This is a genomic window from Novosphingobium sp. FG90 (assembly GCF_057808725.1).
This window is the reverse complement of the sequence record NZ_JBMDIO010000020.1, coordinates 1-19,241: the sequence shown is the minus strand read 5'-3', so window position 1 is coordinate 19,241 and position 19,241 is coordinate 1. Positions and strand designations below refer to the sequence as shown.

Sequence of the window (19,241 nt, the reverse complement as noted above, 5' to 3'; positions counted from 1 at the left end):
TGATAATATTGACGCCCCTTTAACTTCTATTACCATGTCATCAACCAACGTGTGGCAGCTCTCAGGCCATTTTCGCTATTCAGGGTGGATCGATGGAAGCTCTCTCGAGTCATTTCGACGAAACGGCACGGGCAAATTCTGCCCCATCCTTCACCGTCTACGCCAATCCGATGAACGCGGACCCACACAGCAAGGGTACATCCATTGCCATGAACGCCAGTTCTTCTTTCGTGCGTCCGATAGCAGACAATTCGAACGAGGAACGGGCCTTGTCGATCGTCGGGCGGGTATTCGACATCCTGGTGGCTGCTACCGCAATCCTGATCTTCCTCCCGTTCCTGATCCTTGCCGCACTCGCGATCAAGCTTACGGCTCCAGGCCCCGTGCTTTTCGTGCAGTATCGCGTGGGCCGTGACGGAAGGCTGTTTCCCTGCCTCAAATTCCGTTCGATGGTCGTGAACGCTCAGGAAGTGCTGAACGACCTGCTCGCATCGTCGCCGGAAGCCAGGGCGGAATGGCAACGCGACCAAAAACTGCGCAGCGATCCCCGCATAACGCCGGTCGGTGCGATCCTGCGCAAGAGCAGCCTCGATGAATTGCCGCAACTCTTCAATATCCTTGTCGGGCACATGAGCATCGTCGGGCCTCGCCCAATAATCGAAGCTGAAATCCAGCGCTATGGCAGCCGGTTCGGCGCCTATTGCTCGGTACGTCCGGGCCTCACCGGCTTGTGGCAGGTAAGTGGCCGCAATGAGGTATCCTACGAGGCTCGAGTTCGCCTCGACGCGCTGTATGCCCTGCGCAAGTCGACGCTCTATGATCTCGCCATCTGTTTCCGTACCGTCCCTGCCGTCATCGCTTCTCGCGGGGTTTACTGAAAGACTTCTGGCGGCGAGAGCGGACAATTCCATCATGACTGCCCAAGACGCGCTAGGCGGCATGAGTGTGGATCCTTGCGCACCGGGCAGGCGCTCGCCCGCAACATCCAGGACCTTGAGAGCCAGACCGCGCGGCAGTGCCACGGCATCGTCAAGGATATCGCCGGGGTTCGTCGAGATGCGCAAGTAGACGCGATAGCTGCCCGGCATTGCGAAGAGCCCCTGCGCCAGTTCGGGCGGTAGGACCTCGGCCACGGTGAACGTACCTTCAAGTATACCGTGCGCCTTGGCATGGACCGCGCGCACGGCGCGGCCATAATCTTCATAAGTAGTCTGAAGGATCTTGTCGAAAGAAGCATTGATCGAGGCAAGCGTTTCGCCCTCGTCATCCTGCAACGTCTCGATTTCGGGGGAATAAAGTAGCGGCGGCGAAAGCGTCATGGGCAATGCTCCTAGGCGAGGCACTGGGCAATTCGCCCAGCCCCGCTTGTGCAAAGGATAACGAGTTGGGGACGGTTAAGTGCCTGAGTTTCAGGAAGCCATGCTGTGGCTGACAGGCGATTGACTGAGTTGGAGCCGGGTGACGGATATAGCTGATGGGGTGGACGCCCCCCGACGGCATCGATGTGCCATAGTGGAGGTGTTGAACACCACTGAAGGAGGCGTCCGTGTCGGAGGTTATCACAATCGGATTGGATATCGCCAAGAATTCGTTTCACGCACACGGTGCCGACGAGCGGGGCGAGACAGTCTTCAGCCGCAAACTGAGCCGCAGCAAGCTGCTCGAGTTCTTTGCTAACCAACCTGCCTGCCTTGTCGCGATGGAGGCATGCGGCGGCGCCCATCACTGGGCGCGACAATTGGCCCAACTTGGGCATGAGGTCCGGCTTATTCCGCCGACCTACGTCAAGCCCTTCGTGAAGTTATGGCGAGGTGAGCATAACTTCACTAATCACGAGGTCCCCATAATGCGGAGGAACGCGGCCTGATTGGCGGATTTTCGTTGTTTTCGGATCGACTTGCTTCGCATTATTTGGCGCCGAACCTCTGCGGGTCAATAGACCAGCAGAGGAGCCGCCAATGTCGGATAAACATCACGAACTAATCGCCACACTTAAGTCGTCGCTTATCGGTCAGCGATACAGCCCGGTGGTGGCGAGGAATTACTGCGCCTACGCTTCTGGATTTCTCGATTATCTGGAGCAGCGGGGTATCCCCGTCACGGGCGTGATCGACGTGCATGTGGAACGATATCTGCGGCACGCAATCGTCCAGTTCGAAAAGCAGCGTGGTCGACGTCCCAGTGCGCGCTGGCACGAGGTCCCACGCTCCGGAATTCACGCACTGATGCGGCTTGTTCACGGCCAATGGCCGCCAGCCATCAAGCCAGCCTGTGAGGCCGATGAGGTCCGATTTTCAATCTGTGACGAATACGAAATCTGGCTGCGTGAGGAACGCGGGATGGCTTGCGCGAGCGTCGCAGCGCTGATGTGGGAAGCCCGGAACTTCCTGGCTTGGCAGATCGATTGCGGAAACGACGGCTTGGCGGATCTGAGCGTCACTGACGTTGACCGTTATATGGATTTGCGCGCGCCGAAACTGACGCGCTGTTCGCTGAAGTCTGTGGCAGAGCGGCTTCGCTCGTTGCTGCGCTACCTCCATATCACAGGTCGCGTTACGACGGATCTGTCAGGGCATGTGCTGGCGCCGACGCTTTATGCATATGAAGGCGTACCTTCGGTCCTGAGCCGTGGGCAGATCATCGCCGTTCTGGAGAGTGCCGAGAAGGACAAGTCACCGGCGGGGTTGCGGGATTATGCGATCCTGCAACTCCTCGCAGCCTATGGTCTGCGGTCAGGTGAAATCCGCCATCTCCGGATCGAGGACATCGACTGGCGAACGGAAGCCATCCATGTGCGTCACCACAAGACGCGAGCCAGCACATTCCTGCCCCTTCTTGAGCCGGTCGGCGAAGCGGTGCTCGCCTATCTGCGATCCGGGCGCCCCTCGACCGATGCCAGGGAGATCTTCGTTCGTACACGCGCGCCCTACCGAAAGCTCGATAAGCTATACAGCATGGTTCGGCGGCGGCTCCGTGACGCTGGCGTTCAACCGCCTGGTAAGTGCGGCCCCCACATCTTCCGTCATGCGCGCGCGGTCGAAATGCTGCGCGCCGCGGTGCCTCAAAAGGTCATCGGCGACGTGCTGGGACATCGTTCGACAGGATCGACGGCTCCCTATCTCAAACTTGCTACCGAAGACCTCAGGGCCATCGCGCTAGACGTGCCGGGAATGGAGTTGGTGGCATGACCGCACGCTGGCCCGATCCCGACCGAGCGATCATTGGCCGCTATGTCGCGAGCCTTGATCTGCGCAGCACGAAAAGCCGAGCCGGTTATGCCCAGGTCTTGCATGGCTTGCAGGATGTCGCTGAACGTTACGAGGCACTGGATCAGGAAGTGCTGCTGGCCTGGCTACGAGAATCGGCCGTTCGTCGAGCGCCGTCCACGCTCTTGCACCGCACCCGCATCGTTGACCGGTTCCTCGAACGCCTGGCGAAAATCGGCGCGATCCAACGCAATCCCGTCGCCGCTCTGCGCGATGAGTGCAATATCAAGCAGTGCATGCCGATCTGGCGGGCATTGGCGTCGCGGAATCCGCAAGAGGCACTTGCCGAACTCCGCCAGCCCAGACCGTTCGGAAGCGTGCTGGGCGAAATAATGGCCGAGCATGTCGCGATGATGCGGCGCAGAGGATACAAATACACATCGCAGCCCCAGTTGCTTTTGCGGTTCGACCGGTTCCTCCAGTTGCATCCGGGACCGGAAGCCGAGCCGCTGAGCTCCATGATGGATCGATGGGCAGCAACGAATGGCACGCTTCATCACGCTGAGGAATGCGAAAAGCTCGCGCGCGTCTTTGCGAAAATCCTGCGTCACCGCGACCCGTCGATACCCATGCGCCGACCTGACCCGAGACCGAGGAAGGAGGCCTCCAAGCAATGGCGAACGCCTCATATCTACTCGCCTGCCGACGTTCGGCGGATGCTCGAGATCGCACGTAACTACCCGTCGCCGCAGGCACCACTTCGCCCACAGAGCATGTACACCATGCTGCTCCTCGCCTATTGCGCGGGCTTGCGGCGCGGTGAGCTTGCCCGTCTAGATCTTGGTGATGTTGACCTGCACGCGGGTAGCATTACCATCCGGCAGACCAAGTTCTTCAAGACCCGCATTTTGCCACTACCGGGCAGCGTTGTAGTCGAGCTTCGGGCCTACATCGATGCGCGCCGGCGTGCCGGTGGATCACAGGACGCACGGTCGGGTCTGTTCTGGCACGAGCGAGGCGACGGCCATTACACCCCGGAAATGATCACCTGGTTGCTCTCCGACGTCATACGCCGCGCCGGGTTGAAACCATTGCGAGGAAAAGCAGGCCCGCGCGTGCATGACCTGCGCCACTCGATGGTCGTGAACAGAATCCTCGAATGGTACCGAACGGGCATCAATCCGCAGGAGCGCTTGCCGTTCCTTGCGACTTACCTCGGCCATCGGGATATCAACTCCACGCTGGTCTACATTACGGTCACGCAGGAGTTGCTGCACCTCGCCAACGAGCGGTTCCGCACGATGGGCGCACAATGCCTCAGCCTGGGGCGGGAGGCGCAGCCATGAGCAAAGCCGACCCGTTCCCGAAACTGTTGCGCGCGTTCTTCTACGAATGGCTGGTCGAGCAGCGCAACGCGTCCATCCATACGGTTCGCTCATACCGTGACACCTGGCGGCTGTTGCTGCGGTTCGTCGCACAGCGTGCAGGAAAGAAGGTGGTGGTTATCACGCTGGCCGATCTGACCGCCAGCGCCGTCATTGCGTTCCTCAGCCACGCCGAACATGAACGCGGCGGCACAATCGGCACGCGCAACTGCCGGCTTGCCGCGATCCGCAGCTTCTTCCACTTCGTGGCCACCAAGGATCCCGCGTCGATCGCCCAATGCGTCGAAATCCTCCATATCCCGATCAAGCGTGCTCCCGTGTCGGCGCCGAGCTATCTGGATCCGGCGGAAGTGACGGCGATCCTCGCTCAGCCAGACCGTTCGACCGTTGAGGGTGCGCGCGACCATGCGCTGTTCTCGTTCCTCTACAACAGCGGCGCACGGATACAGGAAGCGCTAGATCTATGCCCCGAGGCGATCCGGTTCGAAAGCCCGAGCTGCGTGCGTCTGACCGGCAAGGGGCGGAAGGAACGCATCTGCCCGCTATGGCCGGAAACGGTCCTGCTGTTGCGCAAACTGCTCGAGCGGCAGCCACGGGCGCCTGACCAGCGGCTGTTCGTCAACCGCTATGGCGAACCCCTCAGTGCCTCGGGGGTTCGGTTCAAGCTTGCTGCCTACGTGAGGTCTGCGGCCGAAACCATGCCAACGCTATGTGCCAAGCATGTGACGCCACATGCCTTCCGCCACGCCACCGCCGTGCATCTCATCTCGGCGGGCGTCGACGTTACAATCATACGCAGCTGGCTCGGCCATGTGAGCCTCGATACAACCAACCACTATGCCAGGGCCAATCTGGAAACGAAGCGGAAAGCCCTGGAACAGGTCGCCGCTCCGACCACACCTGGCGGCAAACCATCCTGGAAACGCGATGCAAGCGTGCTCGCCTGGCTCGACAAGCTCTGAAATAATGAGGAGGAGCATGGCCCAGAAAGGCGAAAATCCGCCAATCAGGCCGCGTTCCTCCGCATTATGGGGACCTCGTGATTAGTGAAGCGACACAAGAACGATGCGATCGATGCGGAAGCGATTTGTGAGGCGGCGCAGCGGCCAGGCATGCGGTTCGTCTCAATAAAGACCGAGGAACAACAGGCTGCCGGCATGGTCTTTCGGACACGTGACTTGCTGGTTCGTCAACGCACTCAATTGATCAACGCATTGCGTGGTCATCTCGCGGAGTACGGCTGGGTAGCACCGCGCGGCGTAGCCCAGGCGACAATGCTAGCGGATTTGCTGGATGAAGATGAGATGGCTTCTTCTCTACCCGAGCCCGCCCGGGCCATGCTGCGGGTCATGACCGAAATGTTGGACCAACTGGATCATCGGATTACCGGCCTAGACAAGGAGATCGCGCGCCGGGCACGTGAAGATGAAGTTGCGCGCCGACTCATGACAATCCCTGGCATCGGGCCGATCGCTGCAACTGCTATCGTGGCGCTAGCGCCTCAGGCGGCGTCGTTCACGAAAGGCCGCGATTTTGCTGCGTGGCTGGGCCTTGCCCCACTTCAGCACTCAACCGGTGGCAAGCAGAAATTGGGCAGGATATCGAAGATGGGCGAGCGGACCATCAGGCGATTGCTTATTATCGGCGGCAGCGCGGTCGTGCGGTAGGCAACCGTGCGGGGAGCGCCGGCAGGTTCGTGGCTGGAAGGGATGTTGGCCCGCAAACCGCGTATGCTCGTGTCGGTGGCGCCCGCCAACAAGATGGCGCGCATTGCCTGGGCGCTCATGACAAAGCAGGAGGATTACAAAGCTCCGGTCGCTGTCGCCGCGTGATGCTGCGACAACAGACCTGAGGTCGTCGGAGACGTAGGCGGTCGAAGGAGGGTATGGCACAACTGTCAGTTAGACGGGGTCGGAAAACCAGGGAATGTCGAAGCGCTAACCAAGCGCGCTAAGCCGATTTGGATCCGGTCCGCGAACTCCCATACTGGCCCGCAGCATAATGCTGCACTCAGAGGCCGGACAGACGAGAGCACCTGACTACGTACCACCTCTCATTTAACGCTTGCTTCTTTGGGGGCGTCCACAGACGACATTTCAGCGGCACCAGCTTCCGACCCCTCGATGTGTTTTGGGGCAGCCATTGGAATGTCCATTGGCGTCGGAACCGGTCAATCGCCCGGGAAGCCGCGGCAGACCGCCGCGCATGAAGACCGACGATCGTCAAATTGATGGTGTCGATCATGAAGGTCGAGAGGTCGGTGTTGTGGGTACCGATATCAGGATCAGACGCATAGCCGCCACCTGCGCTTCGGTTGGTCAGAAGGGCTTCCAACGCTTTCCACCAATGGCGTACCATATAAATCCAGGGACCAACTACAGCTGGCTGTACAGATCTCTGACGTCGGAGGTTGGCCATTCATGTCCCCCCCGGGCTAACACGGTGATGTGTGCGGAAATCCGCTGCTGCACTCACAACTTTTCAATCTGGCGCGATGTGATGTAACTTAATCGCTTCCCGAGGGTTTAATCTTAGCTGCTACGGAAGTGCTTTTCGGCAAGCGCAAGCACGATCGATGCTGGAGAAGATATTGACACCCGAGACCACTTTACCGGTTCGTGCCTTCGAACTCGCCCGTGAAGGCCAATGCGTATCCATTAAGGATCTGCGCTCGCGGTTGGCGCAGGAGGGCTTTACGCAGATCGATGCGCACTTCGACGGGCAATCATTCAAGAAGCAGCTGTCTGCGCTCATGCGCGAAGCAAATGCGAACCCGTAGCCTCACGCCTTTTGGCCGATAGACGAACCGCCGGCCTGCAGCCGCGCGTTTTGGATAGCCCACATTCACGCGCCGTCGGCTCCCGACCAACTCGCACCACTCGTGCCACGCCCTATGGATATCGGCTGCCTCGAAATCGGCGATCGTAGGACCAGCCACCGGTAGAGTAGGTACCGCGCCTAAAAAGTCTATTCGACGTCTTCTTCGATCACGAGACGCACTGCCGTCGCCAGTTCCTCGACCGTGAAGGGCTTGCCAATCAGATGCACGCCAGGATCGAGCACGCCGTTATGGACGACGGCGTTGCGGGTATAGCCGGTGGTAAAGAGAACTTTGAGGTCGGGACGCCGCTGGCGTGCCTCGTCTGCAAGCTTGCGACCATTGATCTCGGGCATGACAACATCGGTGAACATCAGCGCGATTTCGGGATGGGCGTCGATCAGCTTGAGTGCGGCTGCCGCCCCATCGGCCTCGAGCACCCGGTAGCCAAGCTCACTCAGAGCATCTACCGAGAACTGGCGCACACCCGGCTCATCCTCGACAACGAGGATCACTTCTTGACTCTCGCCCATCGGCAGCGCGTCGTCCGTCTGGGCGCTCTCCACGTCTTCGACTGCGCCCATGAGACGGGGCAGATAGACCTTCACCGTGGTCCCCTGGCCGACCTCGGAATAGATCTTCACATGTCCGCCCGACTGTTTGACGAACCCGTAGACCTGGCTGAGGCCAAGACCCGTGCCGCGCCCGACCTCCTTGGTGGTGAAGAAGGGGTCGAACGCCTTGGCAATGACCTCCTCGGGCATGCCGCTGCCGGTGTCGCTCACAGCGATCATTACATACTGCCCGGCCGGTACACCGAGATGGCCGGCGGCGTAGCGAACGTCGAGATGGCAATTGGCGGTTTCGATCGTCAGCTTCCCGCCATCGGCCATGGCATCTCGCGCGTTGACAGCGAGGTTCAGGATGACATTCTCGAGTTGGTTGGGATCGGCGAAAGTTCGCCACAGCCCGCCAGCCAGCACGGTTTCGGGCTGAATATCAGGAAGCGTATGGCGAAGCAGATCGGACATGCCGGCAACCAGCTTGTTCGCGTCTAACGCCTCGGGCTTGAGGGGCTGCTGGCGCGAGAAAGCGAGAAGGCGCTGGGTGAGTTGAGCCGCGCGCCGCGCGCCATCCATCGCCGCGTCGACATAGCGCCGGGCCCTGGGATCGGCCTCTCCCATGCGCCGGGTCAGCAGGTCCAGCGACCCGACAACGACGGCAAGCATATTGTTGAAGTCGTGCGCGATACCGCCGGTGAGTTGACCGACGGCTTCCATCTTCTGGCTCTGGCGTAGCGCATCCTCGGCTCTTGTCCGCTCGGCGACCTCCTCGGCAACGCGCAGTTCGAGCCGTTCGTTAAGGTCTAAGAGTTGGGCCTCATCAGCCTTGCGCGTCGTGACGTCGATCGCAACGCCGACCACGCGGATGCAGCGATCCTCCTCGAACACGCCGCGACCCTTGGCCGCGACCCAGCGGATGATCCCGTCCTCTTTGCCGACGGTTCGATATTCCACATCGTAGAGCGCGCGCTGATCGGGATCGGAGGCCGCCGCGAATGCCGCGCTGGTCGCATCGAGATCGTCAGGATGCAGTCCCGCGTAGAAGTCGCGCATCGATACCGGCACATCGGGCGAAATGCCAAACATGCCCTTGGTGCGGGCCGGCCAGATCAACACATCTTTTATGATGTCGACGTCCCAGAGGCCGACATCGGAGGCTTCGGTCGCGAGACGAAGCCGCTCTTCACTTTCGGCGAGCGCGGCCTCTGCCGCCTTGCGCTCGGTCTGATCGAGCATCGCGCCGATCATGCGAACGGGAGCGCCATCGTCATTGCGCAGCACGGCGCCGCGATCGAGCACGAATGCGTAGCTGCCGTCAGCGCGCTGGAAGCGATACTCGTCAGTCCAGCTGGTCCCGCCATGATCGACCACCGCATGAATGCTGGCCTCGATCCGCGCGCGGTCTTCGGGGTGGATGTGGTCGAGCCACCACTGTGCGCTTGTCTGCTCCAGTGCATGCCCGAAGCGTGTCGCCAGTGCCTCGTTCCAGACGACGTGGCCGTCGGCGAGACGCCAATCCCAGATCACGTCGCTCGTAGCACCGATGGCGAGCCGGTAGCGCTCCTCGATCTCGCGGTGGCTGGCCTCAATGGCCTTGCGCTCTGTGATATCGAGCGAGGTTCCGACAAGGCCCACTACCGCACCATCGGCATCCCGCAGCGGTGATTTGGTCGACAGCCAGATGGCACGCCGGCCATCGGGAAAATTCACATCCTCCTCGACCTGTTCGGAACGGCCGCTGGCCATGATCCGCTGATCGGTCGCCATTACCATGGCGGCCTGCTGCTTGTCCTCGAGCACCTCCAGGTCGGTGCGGCCGATAAAATCCTCGGGCGCCTTGCCGATGAGTTCGCTCGTACCATGGTTGCCGATCATCAGCCGGCCTTCGCGATCCTTGGCGTAGACGACGCCGGGCATGGCATCGACGAAATTGGTCAGCAGCGCCCGCGCGCTGTCGCGTTCAGCCTCGATACGGCGACGTTCTCCGATATCGATAATCACGCCGGGAAAGCTTATGGGCTTGCCGCCTTCATCATGGACGACGTGTCCGTTGGCCTCGATCCAGTGATACTGGCCATTGGTGCGGCAGACGCGGTACTGATGGGCATAGCGGCCTCCCCTCGCGAGCGCTTCCTCAATGGCGGCGATGAGGCCGGCGCGGTCCTCGGGATGGACGGTCTCGACGATCTTCTCGAGACTGAGACCGTCCCGCCCCAGGGCGGGGTCGAGACCGAACGCCTCGGCAAAAGGCTCATCGACCGTGAAACGGTCGGCGGGCACATCCCAGAACCAGGTCCCGACGATAGTGCCGGCCGCGAGTGCGAGCTTGAGGCGGTCTGCGTCCAGACGCGAGCGCGCGACGATAGCCTGCAGGTCGTCGATAATCTTCGCCTCGGTTCCGGTTGAGTCCAATGCCTTAAGCTCCTGATGCCCGCGACTGTATATCTGCGAGGCAAGGCGCGATCCAGTTGAAGCTGGGCGCAGGCCATCGATTTGGAAGCGGAATGTTACTGGCCGGAAAATGCCCTGAAGCCAAAAGGGCGCACAGCGGTTTCTCAATCAAAGCCGGGTATCATGATTGCGCGTTCAACAAATTTCGGGAACGCGAACTTAACAAAGGTCGATTTGAACATATCTCTTCCCCGGCGATGTGGTGCTTTTTGTCAGGGAGCGATTGCCAATATCTATAATCTTATCGGCGGATTCCGGTTCGATATCCTTGCCTTGGCTTTAACTGGAAAAAATACTGATATCCTGTATTTGATTTTGTGCGCACAATCGTTCCTCCACAGAGTGAGGGGCGACTCATGTACAACACACAAGCATCTCGATTGTTGGCGCTGACAGCGCGCGAGACCGACGTCATCCGTCACGTGGCAGATGGTTTTTCCGCCAAAGAAACCGCGCTGCGCCTCAAGATCGCACCCTCTACGGTCGAACGCCATGTCGAAAACGTGCGGCTCAAGACGCGGTCGAGAAACCGCGCGCACATGATCGCACAGGTCCTGACTGCACAACTGATCTGATGAAGGCCGATGGACGACGGGTGGCGTGATCGCGCCCTCGCCGTCGCCCGCGATCGCCTCTACCAGTGAATTCGCTGACCTCAAGTAACGAAAGGTAAAAATTGCCTGCCAATTCTGGTTTATTGCACCGAGCCCTACCGCCGCGGTCCGGACCATCAGTGCCATTGCCCCATAATCACTGCGCTTTTCGTACCGCGCGTTGATATTTCTTTTGCTGTACACCTTTCGGGGATGGCAGATCTACGCGCCACAACCATCATCATCGCCCCGTCGTGCCACGTTCGCCAAGGCACAGTCGACACACTCGGCGAGCACCTCGCACAAGGCTTGGCGAAATTCAGAGCAATGATCGCGGCCAACTTCGCCTTACCCTTTTAGGCTTCATGGCTAGCCTATTGTCGATCAGCATAAAGGTCTTTCGAAAGGTTCGCCGCTTAGGCTGACAGGAATTCCTACTCGATAGCACGAACGCGTTGATCGGGTTTTAGATTCAATATACCGTATGTAGGTGCCGTCATGGGTGCGTTCCGTATTCGGCTCCGCGCCATCCCCGGGGCGCGGAGCCACCTCGTTCTTGAGGCACGGATTGTTTCTTCGACCCATATGCCCCACACCCTAAACCGACACCCACTACTTACGATATTGGAGCGGCAGACCTTACTGCGACCGAGCCCAATGATATCTGCCGCACCCGCCACTCCCCCTTCCTGCGCGACTTGCTGCTGCGGATTAGCGCCGGTCTGCCACTTGGCAGCAGTGGCTTCGAGTTCATAGATCTCACGGTTGATCAACCGAAGCTTAACGGGGGTTGGGCCGCTATGGTCAGGTTTCGCGCCACTATGCCCGGCGAACCCGCTCAGACTATGCGCACCGTCGCTCCTTTCAATCCGGAAAACTGCACGACGGGGGAGTGGTCGCTGAATCCGAGCGAAGACGCCTACAAAAGATAGATATCTTCGGAGATATTCATACCACATCCCACATATCGCAAAGATAAAGCGCTTGGTCTGTTCCCAAGCCTACGAATTCATCCGATGAACGACTGAGGAGGTTCGGTCACCGCCTCTTCCATTCGGATGCGCGGTGGACATGGCGCACCTTCAGCAGATCCTGACGGCTCAATATGCCCACCAGCCGCGAGGTTGCCGGATCTACGACTGGGATACGGCCGATACCGCTGTCGACCATCATGTCCGCAATCTGGCTGATGGGGTTTTGCGGCGTGGCAAAGGGCAGGGAGACGTCCGACAGAACCTCCGCAAGAGATGCCTTGATCGGGGCGTTCTCCTCCATCTGCCACCGCAGCGCGTCGGAGCGGGACACGAGGCCGATCAGGCATCCTTTCGCATCAACCACCGGATAGCTGCGATGCTTTGCCGTCGCGAAGAAGTTGATCGCCCCGGCGAGGGACAGTCCACCGGACAGCGTCTCCGGATCGGGTGTCATCACCTGCTCGGCCTGAAGGAAGTCGAGCGGATCGACGCTGTATTCCTGCAGCACATGCCGTCCGCGCCGCGCGATCTTCTCCGTCAGGATGGAGCGGCGGATCAGCAGCACGCTGACTGCATAGGCGCCCACTGACGCAGCGACGGTGAGCGGCAGCATTGCAAAATCGCCGGTCAGTTCCGCCGCGAACAGCGCCGCCGTCAAAGGCGCGCGCATCGCTCCGCTCATCGTCCCGGCCATGCCCGCCAGCGCCCATAACGCACTGCCGCCGGGCAGGAAATGGCCGATCACGAAACCCAATGCTCCTCCCAGCATCAGAAGCGGAGCGAGGACACCACCCGATGTGCCGGATCCCAGGGCGATGAGCCACACCGCCGCCTTCACCACCAGCAGAGCGAGAGCGACCCGCAACGCCATCGACCCGTCGAGCAGAGCACGGATGCTCTCATAGCCCGCGCCAAGCACATGGGCATCGATCAGCCCGCCAATCCCCACCGACACGGCGCCGATAGCCGGCCACCACATCCAGTGGAGCGGCAGACGGCCGAACATATCCTCCACCCGGTACAGAAGGAGGGACAGGAGCGAAGCCTGACACCCCGCAAGAGCCCCCATAGCCAGAGCAATAGCGATAGTCACGGGACCGAGCAGCACGTGGTGAATGACGGGAAACAGCGGCCCGCTGTCGATAAGGTATGGACGCCAGAGAAAGGCGGCAAGCGTTGCGATGACGACCGGCACGAAGCTGCGCGGCTTCCACTCGAACAGCAACACTTCGATGGCGAGCAGCAGGGCGGCGACCGGCGTGCCGAAAATTGCCGTCATTCCCGCTGCGGCACCGGCGACGAGCAGGGTCTTTCGCTCCGCCGCGCTCAGGTCGAACTGCTGGGCGAACAGCGATCCGATGGCGCCACCCGTCATGATGATCGGCCCTTCCGCGCCAAAGGGGCCGCCACTGCCGATCGATATGGCGGAGGATAGTGGTTTCAGCAGCGCGACCTTGGGCGACAGGCGGCTCTCGCCATAGAGAATGGCCTCGATGGCCTCTGGGATTCCGTGGCCCCGGATCTTGTCTGACCCATAGCGCGCCATCAGGCCGACGATCAGGCTGCCGATGATGGGAATGGCACCCAGCCCGAGGCCCAGCGCATTGTCGCTGATCTCCGACGGAGTGGCGGAGAGGCGACCGAACCAGAACAGATTGGTAGCGATGGCAATGGCCCGGAGTAACAGCCATGCCCCCATCGCGCTGCCCGTTCCCACGATCACGGCCGCCGCGGCCAGCATCAGCATACGCAGATCGGCACTGTGGTCGGCGAGGCGGCGGGGCGTGGGAGGAGCGGCGAAACGTTTCATGGCGGGACCGATCGAGAGAGAAGCGATGGTTAGCCAAATATATCGCAATACGATATTTATCAATGGAGCTCGTCGCGTTAGGGATGTGCGATGGCAGCAGAGCTTTCCGACGCCGATTACGCCACGCTGGCGGAGTTCCGATTTTCCCTGCGGCAGTTTCTGGCCTTCAGTGAGAGTCGAGCGGCCGAATGTGGCCTGACCCCGCAACAGCATCAGGCACTGCTCGCGATCCGGGCCGCTCCGGTGGGTGGGGCGACGGTAGGCTATGTTGCGGACCGGCTGATCCTGAAGCCGCATAGCGCGACGGGACTGGTCGACCGGCTGATGGTATTGAACCTTGTCGAACGCAGGACATCAGCGCAGGACAAGCGCCGCGCGCTGCTTGTCCTGACTCAGGAGGCCCACGCCAAGCTTGCGCGACTGAGCACTGTGCATCGGGAGGAAATCTTGCGTCTCAAACCATTGCTCATGGGCCTGCTAGGGACGATGATGGATTGATAGGCGGTCGGACAAGATTGCCCAAGATAAGAACCGCTCATCGTTGGTCGGGCAAGTTTGACAGATAGATCGCGCTGGCTTCCTCGGACTTCGCAAGCGAGCGGACCATCTGAAGTTAGTAAGTGATAATTGGCGGCGGAATGATCGGCATGGGTCGACGGCGGGACGGCAGCAACGCGCACTTGTAGACATCAACATACCAGGTGCCTTCCACCAGAACTTACCGTTCGAATTCCATCGACGCAATTCGACCCCGTCGGGATCCTTGGCTGAACCATGGGAACCTGCCCATGAAAATCCCCTTATTCCCTCTCTGCCGCTTTCGGACGACAAAGGGGACTTCATTTGAATGAGAACACGGCAGCTGGGCGCTATTGGACGCTCAGCAGGATTGCCACAGCGACGGTTGCAATTCTGGCCATCGTCGGAGCAGGTTTCCTATTCGTCCGTCTGGCCAGTTTCTTCCTTCTGGTCTTCGCAGCTGTCGTTCTCGCCGTCGTCCTCGATGCTCTGACGCGCGCGATTTGCGCGATCTTCCCGATCGGGCGCGCACTGGCTCTCGCGGCCGCCGTAGTCCTGCTGCTTGGCATCTTCATCGGGGCTCTGGGGCTGTTCGGAGCGCAGCTCGCCAGCGAGTTCGACAGCATTCGCCAGACCCTTCCGGGCGCCGTTGACAGCCTCCAGGCATTTCTCGACCACGCCGGGCTTGGCGAGGCTGTGAACGGAGCGCTCGAGCAAGGCAAGGACATGCTCTCGAGCACACTTTCGAAGGCAGGAACCTACGTGCTCGCCTTCGGCAATGGTCTCACCAACCTCGTCCTCGTCATCTTCGCGGCGGTATTCCTCGCTGCCGACCCCTCGGTGTACCGCCGTGGCCTTCTGCTGCTCATCCCTCAAACCGCAGTCCATGTCACCGAAGCAGCTCTGAAGGATGCCGGGCATGGTCTGAACGGATGGATGAAGGGGCAGGCGGTTTCTTCGCTCGTCGTCGCTGCCCTGACTTCGGCCGGTCTCGCCCTGCTCGGGGTGCCTTCAGCCGGAGGCCTCGGCGTGATCGCCGGGCTGCTCGATGTCATCCCGATGATCGGCCCCGTGATCTCGGGCGTGCCAGCCGTGCTTCTGGCGTTCACGCAATCGCCGGTGACGGCGCTGTGGACCGTGGTCCTGTTCATCGTCATCCAGCAGCTTCAGGGGAATTTTCTGCAGCCGATGATCCAGAAGCAGGCGGTCGATGTCCCGCCTGCTGTTCTCCTCTTTGCCGTGCTGGCTACCGGGATGCTTTTCGGCGCTTTGGGTGTGGTTCTTGCCGCGCCTCTAACGATCGTCACCTTCGTGCTGGTAAAGCGGATCTACGTGGAGGCCATACTCGGCAAGGAAGTGAAGATCGAAAGAAACTGATCCCGACGCTGGCGGACTGCCTTTACCAGGCACCCTCGCCGTCTTCCTCGCGCTCCAGCGCGTCCGCATGTTCGCCGATATCCTCCAGCGCCTCGCAGTGGCGCACGGTTGACTGGGCCTCGATGTAGACGCGGCGCACTTCGGGAAATTCTTCGCGCATGCCGTCTTCCACATCCGAGACGATACGCTCCACGGTTCCGGCAAGCGTATCGTCCACGAAATCGGCCGACGCCAGAACGAGGACTTCCGATGGCCCGAAGTGCATCGTCCGCACTTCGTTGACCTGCTCGATCGGTTTGACCAGGGCAAGAATTTTGCGGAGGCGCTTTTCGATCGCAGGATCGGCGGACTGCCCGGTCATCAACACGTAGCAGCGGCGAGCAAGGCTGAGTGCGGTTACGGCAAGGATGATGCCGATCATGATCGAGGTCCAGCCATCTATGGCGGGGATGTCGAGCATCACTGCCAGCGCGATGCCGATCAGCGCCGCCGCCAGCCCGGCAAGCGCGGCTGTCTCCTCGTAGACTACGGCGAAGATTGTCGGATCGCGGTGGGTTCGAATGGTTTCCAGAAATCCCAGGCCGCGCCGGGCCGCTTCCGTTCGAACTTCGCGCAGGGCTACAAGCAGCGACGACCCCTCGAGCACGATCGCGACTAGCAGGATGAGCATATTGACCCAGGCATTATCGATGCGCGTTGGATGGAGCCCCTTCTCGGCCCCTCGATAATCGCGACCCCCGAGCCCAGGGCGAAGACTGCCACGGCAACAACGAAGCCCCAGAAATAGAGGCGCAAGCCATATCCGAAGGGATGCGACGCATCGGCGGGGCGGCTCGCATCCTTGATGCCGTAAAGAAGCAGGATCTGATTGCCGGTATCCACGAGGCTGTGGATGCCCTCCGACACCATCGCCGACGACCCGGTGTAGGCAGCTCCACAAAATTTGGCGACAGCGATACCGGCGTTGGCGGCCAGGGCGGCGTAGAGCGCTTTCTTTGAAGCATGTGCAGACATTGCGACCCTATGGGCCGCGCGTCGCGTCCTAACCAGTGCGTTCGGCAACGGGCCGAACATTGAAAAGCCCTAATGTTCGGCACTCGGGAGAGGTCTTTGCCATTGTAACAGAAGCGTCATGTCGCGCATCGACTAGGCCGCTCGCCGTTAGCCACGAAAGCGTCCACGCCCCAGACTTCGCCCGTCGCACGAAACTGCATGACGAATTTAGTGGGTGGTTGCTGCCGATCTCCACGAGGAGCCATCGACGGCACCGACTTGCGGCCTTGGGAACAATGCTGCACTCCGGTGGTGAGTTTGCAGGAAATTGGGGAGCCGAGGAGAGCAGGAATGACCGCACCACGTGAGAGCAAGACCGCCATCGGGGAGCACCAGCTTCATCCCGACACCCTGATGCTGAACTACGGCTACGACCCCTCATTGTCCGAAGGTGCGGTCAAGCCCCCGGTATTCCTGACTTCCACTTTCGTCTTCCCGACCGCCGAGGAAGGCCGGGACTTCTTCGACTATGTTGCCGGTCGCAAGGAACCGCCGCCCGGCGAAGGTCGCGGACTGGTCTACTCGCGCTTCAACCACCCCAACAGCGAGATCGTCGAGGATCGCCTGGCGGTTTACGAAGGCGCCGAAGCGGGCGTGGTCTTCTCATCGGGAATGGGCGCGATCACCACCAGCATTCTGGCGTTCGCGAGACCCGGCGACGTCATTCTGCATTCGCAGCCTCTCTATGGCGGGACCGGGACCCTTCTGTCTCGGACCTTCGCCAATCTGGGCATCCGCGCTGTTGGGTTTGCCGATGGCCTCGATGAAGGCGAAATCGTCAGCGCGGCACGTAGCGCCGCCGCCTCGGGGCGCTTGTCGGTAATACTCATCGAAACACCTGCCAATCCCACGAACAGCCTTGTCGATATCGCCCTTCTCGCAAGGGTCCGCGATCTCATCGCGCTGGAGCAGGGGCATCGCCCGCTTCTCATGTGCGACAACACCCTGCTTGGCCCGATCTTCCAGCGGCCTCTGCGGCACGGCGCCGATATTTCGCTCTATTCGCTTACCAAGTATGTCGGCGGCCACTCGGATCTGGTCGCAGGAGCCGCGCTCGGATCGGCGGCCCTCATGCGGGAAGTCAGACTACTGCGCAGCGCGATCGGCACGCAGTTGGATCCGTACAGCAGTTGGATGCTCAGCCGTTCGCTCGAAACGCTCGGGCTGCGGATGGAACGTGCGAACGTGAATGCTGCCGTGGCCGCCGCTTTTCTGCGCGACCACCCCAAGGTCGAAGGCGTGGCCTATCCCCCGTTTCATGCCGAGGGCTCACCGCAGGCGAACGTCTTTGCGGCGCAGTGCAAAGGAGCGGGATCGACTTTCGCCTTCGACATCGCAGGAGGTCAGCCGGCAGCCTTCCGGTTCCTCAATGCCCTGCAGATCTTCAAGCTCGCGGTCAGCCTGGGAGGCACGGAATCGCTGGCGAGCCACCCGGCCACGACCACCCATTCCGGCGTACCCTTGGAAATCCGGGACCGGATCGGCGTCCTGCAGTCCACGGTCCGCCTGTCCATCGGGATCGAGAACGAAAGCGATATCGTCGCGGATTTGTCTCAGGCGCTCGACCAGGCCTGAACATCGACCAGCCTGTTTCAGAATTGCACCCAAACCATGGGAAGGAAGGGCACATGACGGACTTCGTCAAAGTGACCGACGACCGCCACGTTCTGGAAATCGAGATCGACCGCCCCGGGAAGAAGAACGCGCTGACAGGCGCCATGTACGGGATCATGACGACCGCCCTCGCCGACGCCTCTCACCGAAGTGATGTTCGCGCGGTGCTCATCCATGGAACGGGCGACGCCTTTTGTGCCGGGAACGATCTGGCTGATTTCGTATCCGGCCCGGAAGGCGCCGCTGCCGCCTTCGATTTCATTCGGGCGATAGCCGTGTTCCAAAAGCCGGTCGTCGCTGCGGTCCAGGGGCTTGCCGTAGGCGTGGGAACAACCCTGCTGTTCCACTGCGATCTCGTCTACGCAACCCCGGATGCCCGGTTCATCATGCCGTTCGTCAATCTCGGGATCGTTCCGGAAGCGGGATCAAGCCTGCTGGCGCCCGCTACACTGGGGTATGCCAAGGCGGCATCAATGCTGTTGCTGGGTGAGCCGCTGGATGCGCGAGGCGCGGACAAGTCGGGGCTGATCACCGGCATCGTTCCGGCCGATGGACTTCTCGACCATGCGAGGAGCAAGGCTCGGCTTTTGACCACCAAGCCGCCGGAGGCCCTTTTTGCCACGCGGCGTCTTATGAAAGGCGATCAGGCCGCTGTGGCTGCGCGCATCGAGGAGGAAGCAGGTCTTTTCCGGGATGCCATGCAATCACCCGAGGCGCAGGAAGCCTTCGCCGCTTTCTTCGAGAAGCGCCAACCTGTCTTCGTTTCGCGAAGCTGAAACTTACCCCCGGCCCTAGTACCCACCGCCCTTCGCGTATTCGACACGGTCGCGTCCGTCAAGGTGGTGTAATTTCGGCTGTGGCCGTGGGCCATCGTCAGG

The 19,241-nt window shown here is 60.8% G+C and carries 15 protein-coding genes and 3 pseudogenes; 13 read left to right on the top strand and 5 right to left on the bottom strand.

The annotated features are described in order from the left end of the window. Nucleotides 1–92: 92 nt before the first annotated feature. From ACODRZ_RS16975 to ACODRZ_RS16940, 8 genes and pseudogenes are all read left to right on the top strand, one after another. A complete protein-coding gene (locus tag ACODRZ_RS16975) occupies nucleotides 93–878 on the top strand; it encodes a sugar transferase (RefSeq protein WP_488971865.1) in 786 nt (261 codons plus the stop codon). Nucleotides 879–953: 75 nt separating this feature from the next. Continuing rightward, nucleotides 954–1,121 carry a hypothetical protein gene (locus tag ACODRZ_RS16970; RefSeq protein ID WP_488971866.1) on the top strand — a complete coding sequence of 56 codons (168 nt, stop codon included), beginning with the start codon at nucleotides 954–956 and terminating at the stop codon, nucleotides 1,119–1,121. A 425-nt stretch (nucleotides 1,122–1,546) separates the two neighbouring features. Next, nucleotides 1,547–1,801: pseudogene (locus ACODRZ_RS16965) on the top strand (IS110 family transposase); the annotation flags it as partial. 157 nt (nucleotides 1,802–1,958) lie between these two features. Further along, nucleotides 1,959–3,188: a site-specific integrase gene (locus ACODRZ_RS16960; protein ID WP_066489022.1), complete on the top strand. Its 1,230-nt coding sequence runs from the start codon at nucleotides 1,959–1,961 to the stop codon at nucleotides 3,186–3,188. Continuing rightward, entirely contained in the window at nucleotides 3,185–4,552 is a 1,368-nt protein-coding gene (locus ACODRZ_RS16955) for a tyrosine-type recombinase/integrase (RefSeq protein ID WP_313912368.1), read from the top strand. The genes ACODRZ_RS16960 and ACODRZ_RS16955 overlap by 4 nt, the downstream gene beginning before the upstream one ends. Beyond that, nucleotides 4,549–5,553 (top strand): tyrosine-type recombinase/integrase, encoded by a 1,005-nt coding sequence (locus ACODRZ_RS16950; protein WP_066489027.1) that lies wholly within the window; start codon nucleotides 4,549–4,551, stop codon nucleotides 5,551–5,553. Before ACODRZ_RS16955 ends, ACODRZ_RS16950 begins: the two co-directional genes overlap by 4 nt. Nucleotides 5,554–5,637: 84 nt before the next feature. Continuing rightward, nucleotides 5,638–6,423 (top strand): annotated as a pseudogene (locus ACODRZ_RS16945) (IS110 family RNA-guided transposase); the annotation flags it as partial. 743 nt (nucleotides 6,424–7,166) lie between these two features. Then, nucleotides 7,167–7,370: a hypothetical protein gene (locus ACODRZ_RS16940; protein ID WP_488971867.1), complete on the top strand. Its 204-nt coding sequence runs from the start codon at nucleotides 7,167–7,169 to the stop codon at nucleotides 7,368–7,370. 188 nt (nucleotides 7,371–7,558) lie between these two features. On the opposite strand, the gene ACODRZ_RS16935 is transcribed toward ACODRZ_RS16940, so the two are convergent. Further along, complete coding sequence (locus tag ACODRZ_RS16935) at nucleotides 7,559–9,889, bottom strand: PAS domain-containing protein (RefSeq protein ID WP_488986216.1); 2,331 nt, start codon at nucleotides 9,887–9,889, stop codon at nucleotides 7,559–7,561. A gap of 102 nt (nucleotides 9,890–9,991) precedes the next feature. After that, nucleotides 9,992–10,252, bottom strand: a pseudogene (locus ACODRZ_RS16930) (PAS domain-containing protein); the annotation flags it as partial. A gap of 488 nt (nucleotides 10,253–10,740) precedes the next feature. On the opposite strand from ACODRZ_RS16930, the gene ACODRZ_RS16925 reads away from it, so the two are divergent. Further along, on the top strand, nucleotides 10,741–10,998 hold the full coding sequence (locus ACODRZ_RS16925) for a response regulator transcription factor (protein WP_488971868.1): 258 nt from the start codon (nucleotides 10,741–10,743) through the stop codon (nucleotides 10,996–10,998). 1,056 nt (nucleotides 10,999–12,054) lie between these two features. Here the strand turns inward: ACODRZ_RS16925 and ACODRZ_RS16920 are convergent. Beyond that, nucleotides 12,055–13,800, bottom strand: a complete 1,746-nt coding sequence (locus ACODRZ_RS16920; RefSeq protein WP_488986213.1) for a chloride channel protein — start codon at nucleotides 13,798–13,800, stop codon at nucleotides 12,055–12,057. A gap of 90 nt (nucleotides 13,801–13,890) precedes the next feature. On the opposite strand from ACODRZ_RS16920, the gene ACODRZ_RS16915 reads away from it, so the two are divergent. Both ACODRZ_RS16915 and ACODRZ_RS16910 read left to right on the top strand, forming a co-directional pair. Continuing rightward, entirely contained in the window at nucleotides 13,891–14,298 is a 408-nt protein-coding gene (locus tag ACODRZ_RS16915) for a MarR family winged helix-turn-helix transcriptional regulator (RefSeq protein ID WP_488971869.1), read from the top strand. A 345-nt stretch (nucleotides 14,299–14,643) separates the two neighbouring features. Further along, complete coding sequence (locus ACODRZ_RS16910) at nucleotides 14,644–15,696, top strand: AI-2E family transporter (RefSeq protein ID WP_488971870.1); 1,053 nt, start codon at nucleotides 14,644–14,646, stop codon at nucleotides 15,694–15,696. Between the two features lie 22 nt (nucleotides 15,697–15,718). On the opposite strand, the gene ACODRZ_RS16905 is transcribed toward ACODRZ_RS16910, so the two are convergent. Further along, the gene (locus tag ACODRZ_RS16905; RefSeq protein WP_488971871.1) at nucleotides 15,719–16,366 is read right to left on the bottom strand and encodes a cation diffusion facilitator family transporter; all 648 of its coding nucleotides are present in this window, start codon (nucleotides 16,364–16,366) and stop codon (nucleotides 15,719–15,721) included. Further along, the gene (locus tag ACODRZ_RS16900) at nucleotides 16,351–16,710 is read right to left on the bottom strand and encodes a cation diffusion facilitator family transporter (protein ID WP_488971872.1); all 360 of its coding nucleotides are present in this window, start codon (nucleotides 16,708–16,710) and stop codon (nucleotides 16,351–16,353) included. The genes ACODRZ_RS16905 and ACODRZ_RS16900 overlap by 16 nt, the downstream gene beginning before the upstream one ends. 330 nt (nucleotides 16,711–17,040) lie before the next feature. On the opposite strand from ACODRZ_RS16900, the gene ACODRZ_RS16895 reads away from it, so the two are divergent. Next, complete coding sequence (locus ACODRZ_RS16895) at nucleotides 17,041–18,324, top strand: cystathionine gamma-synthase family protein (RefSeq protein ID WP_488971873.1); 1,284 nt, start codon at nucleotides 17,041–17,043, stop codon at nucleotides 18,322–18,324. A 53-nt stretch (nucleotides 18,325–18,377) separates the two neighbouring features. Further along, complete coding sequence (locus ACODRZ_RS16890; RefSeq protein ID WP_488971874.1) at nucleotides 18,378–19,139, top strand: enoyl-CoA hydratase; 762 nt, start codon at nucleotides 18,378–18,380, stop codon at nucleotides 19,137–19,139. The last annotated feature ends 102 nt before the right edge of the window (nucleotides 19,140–19,241 follow it).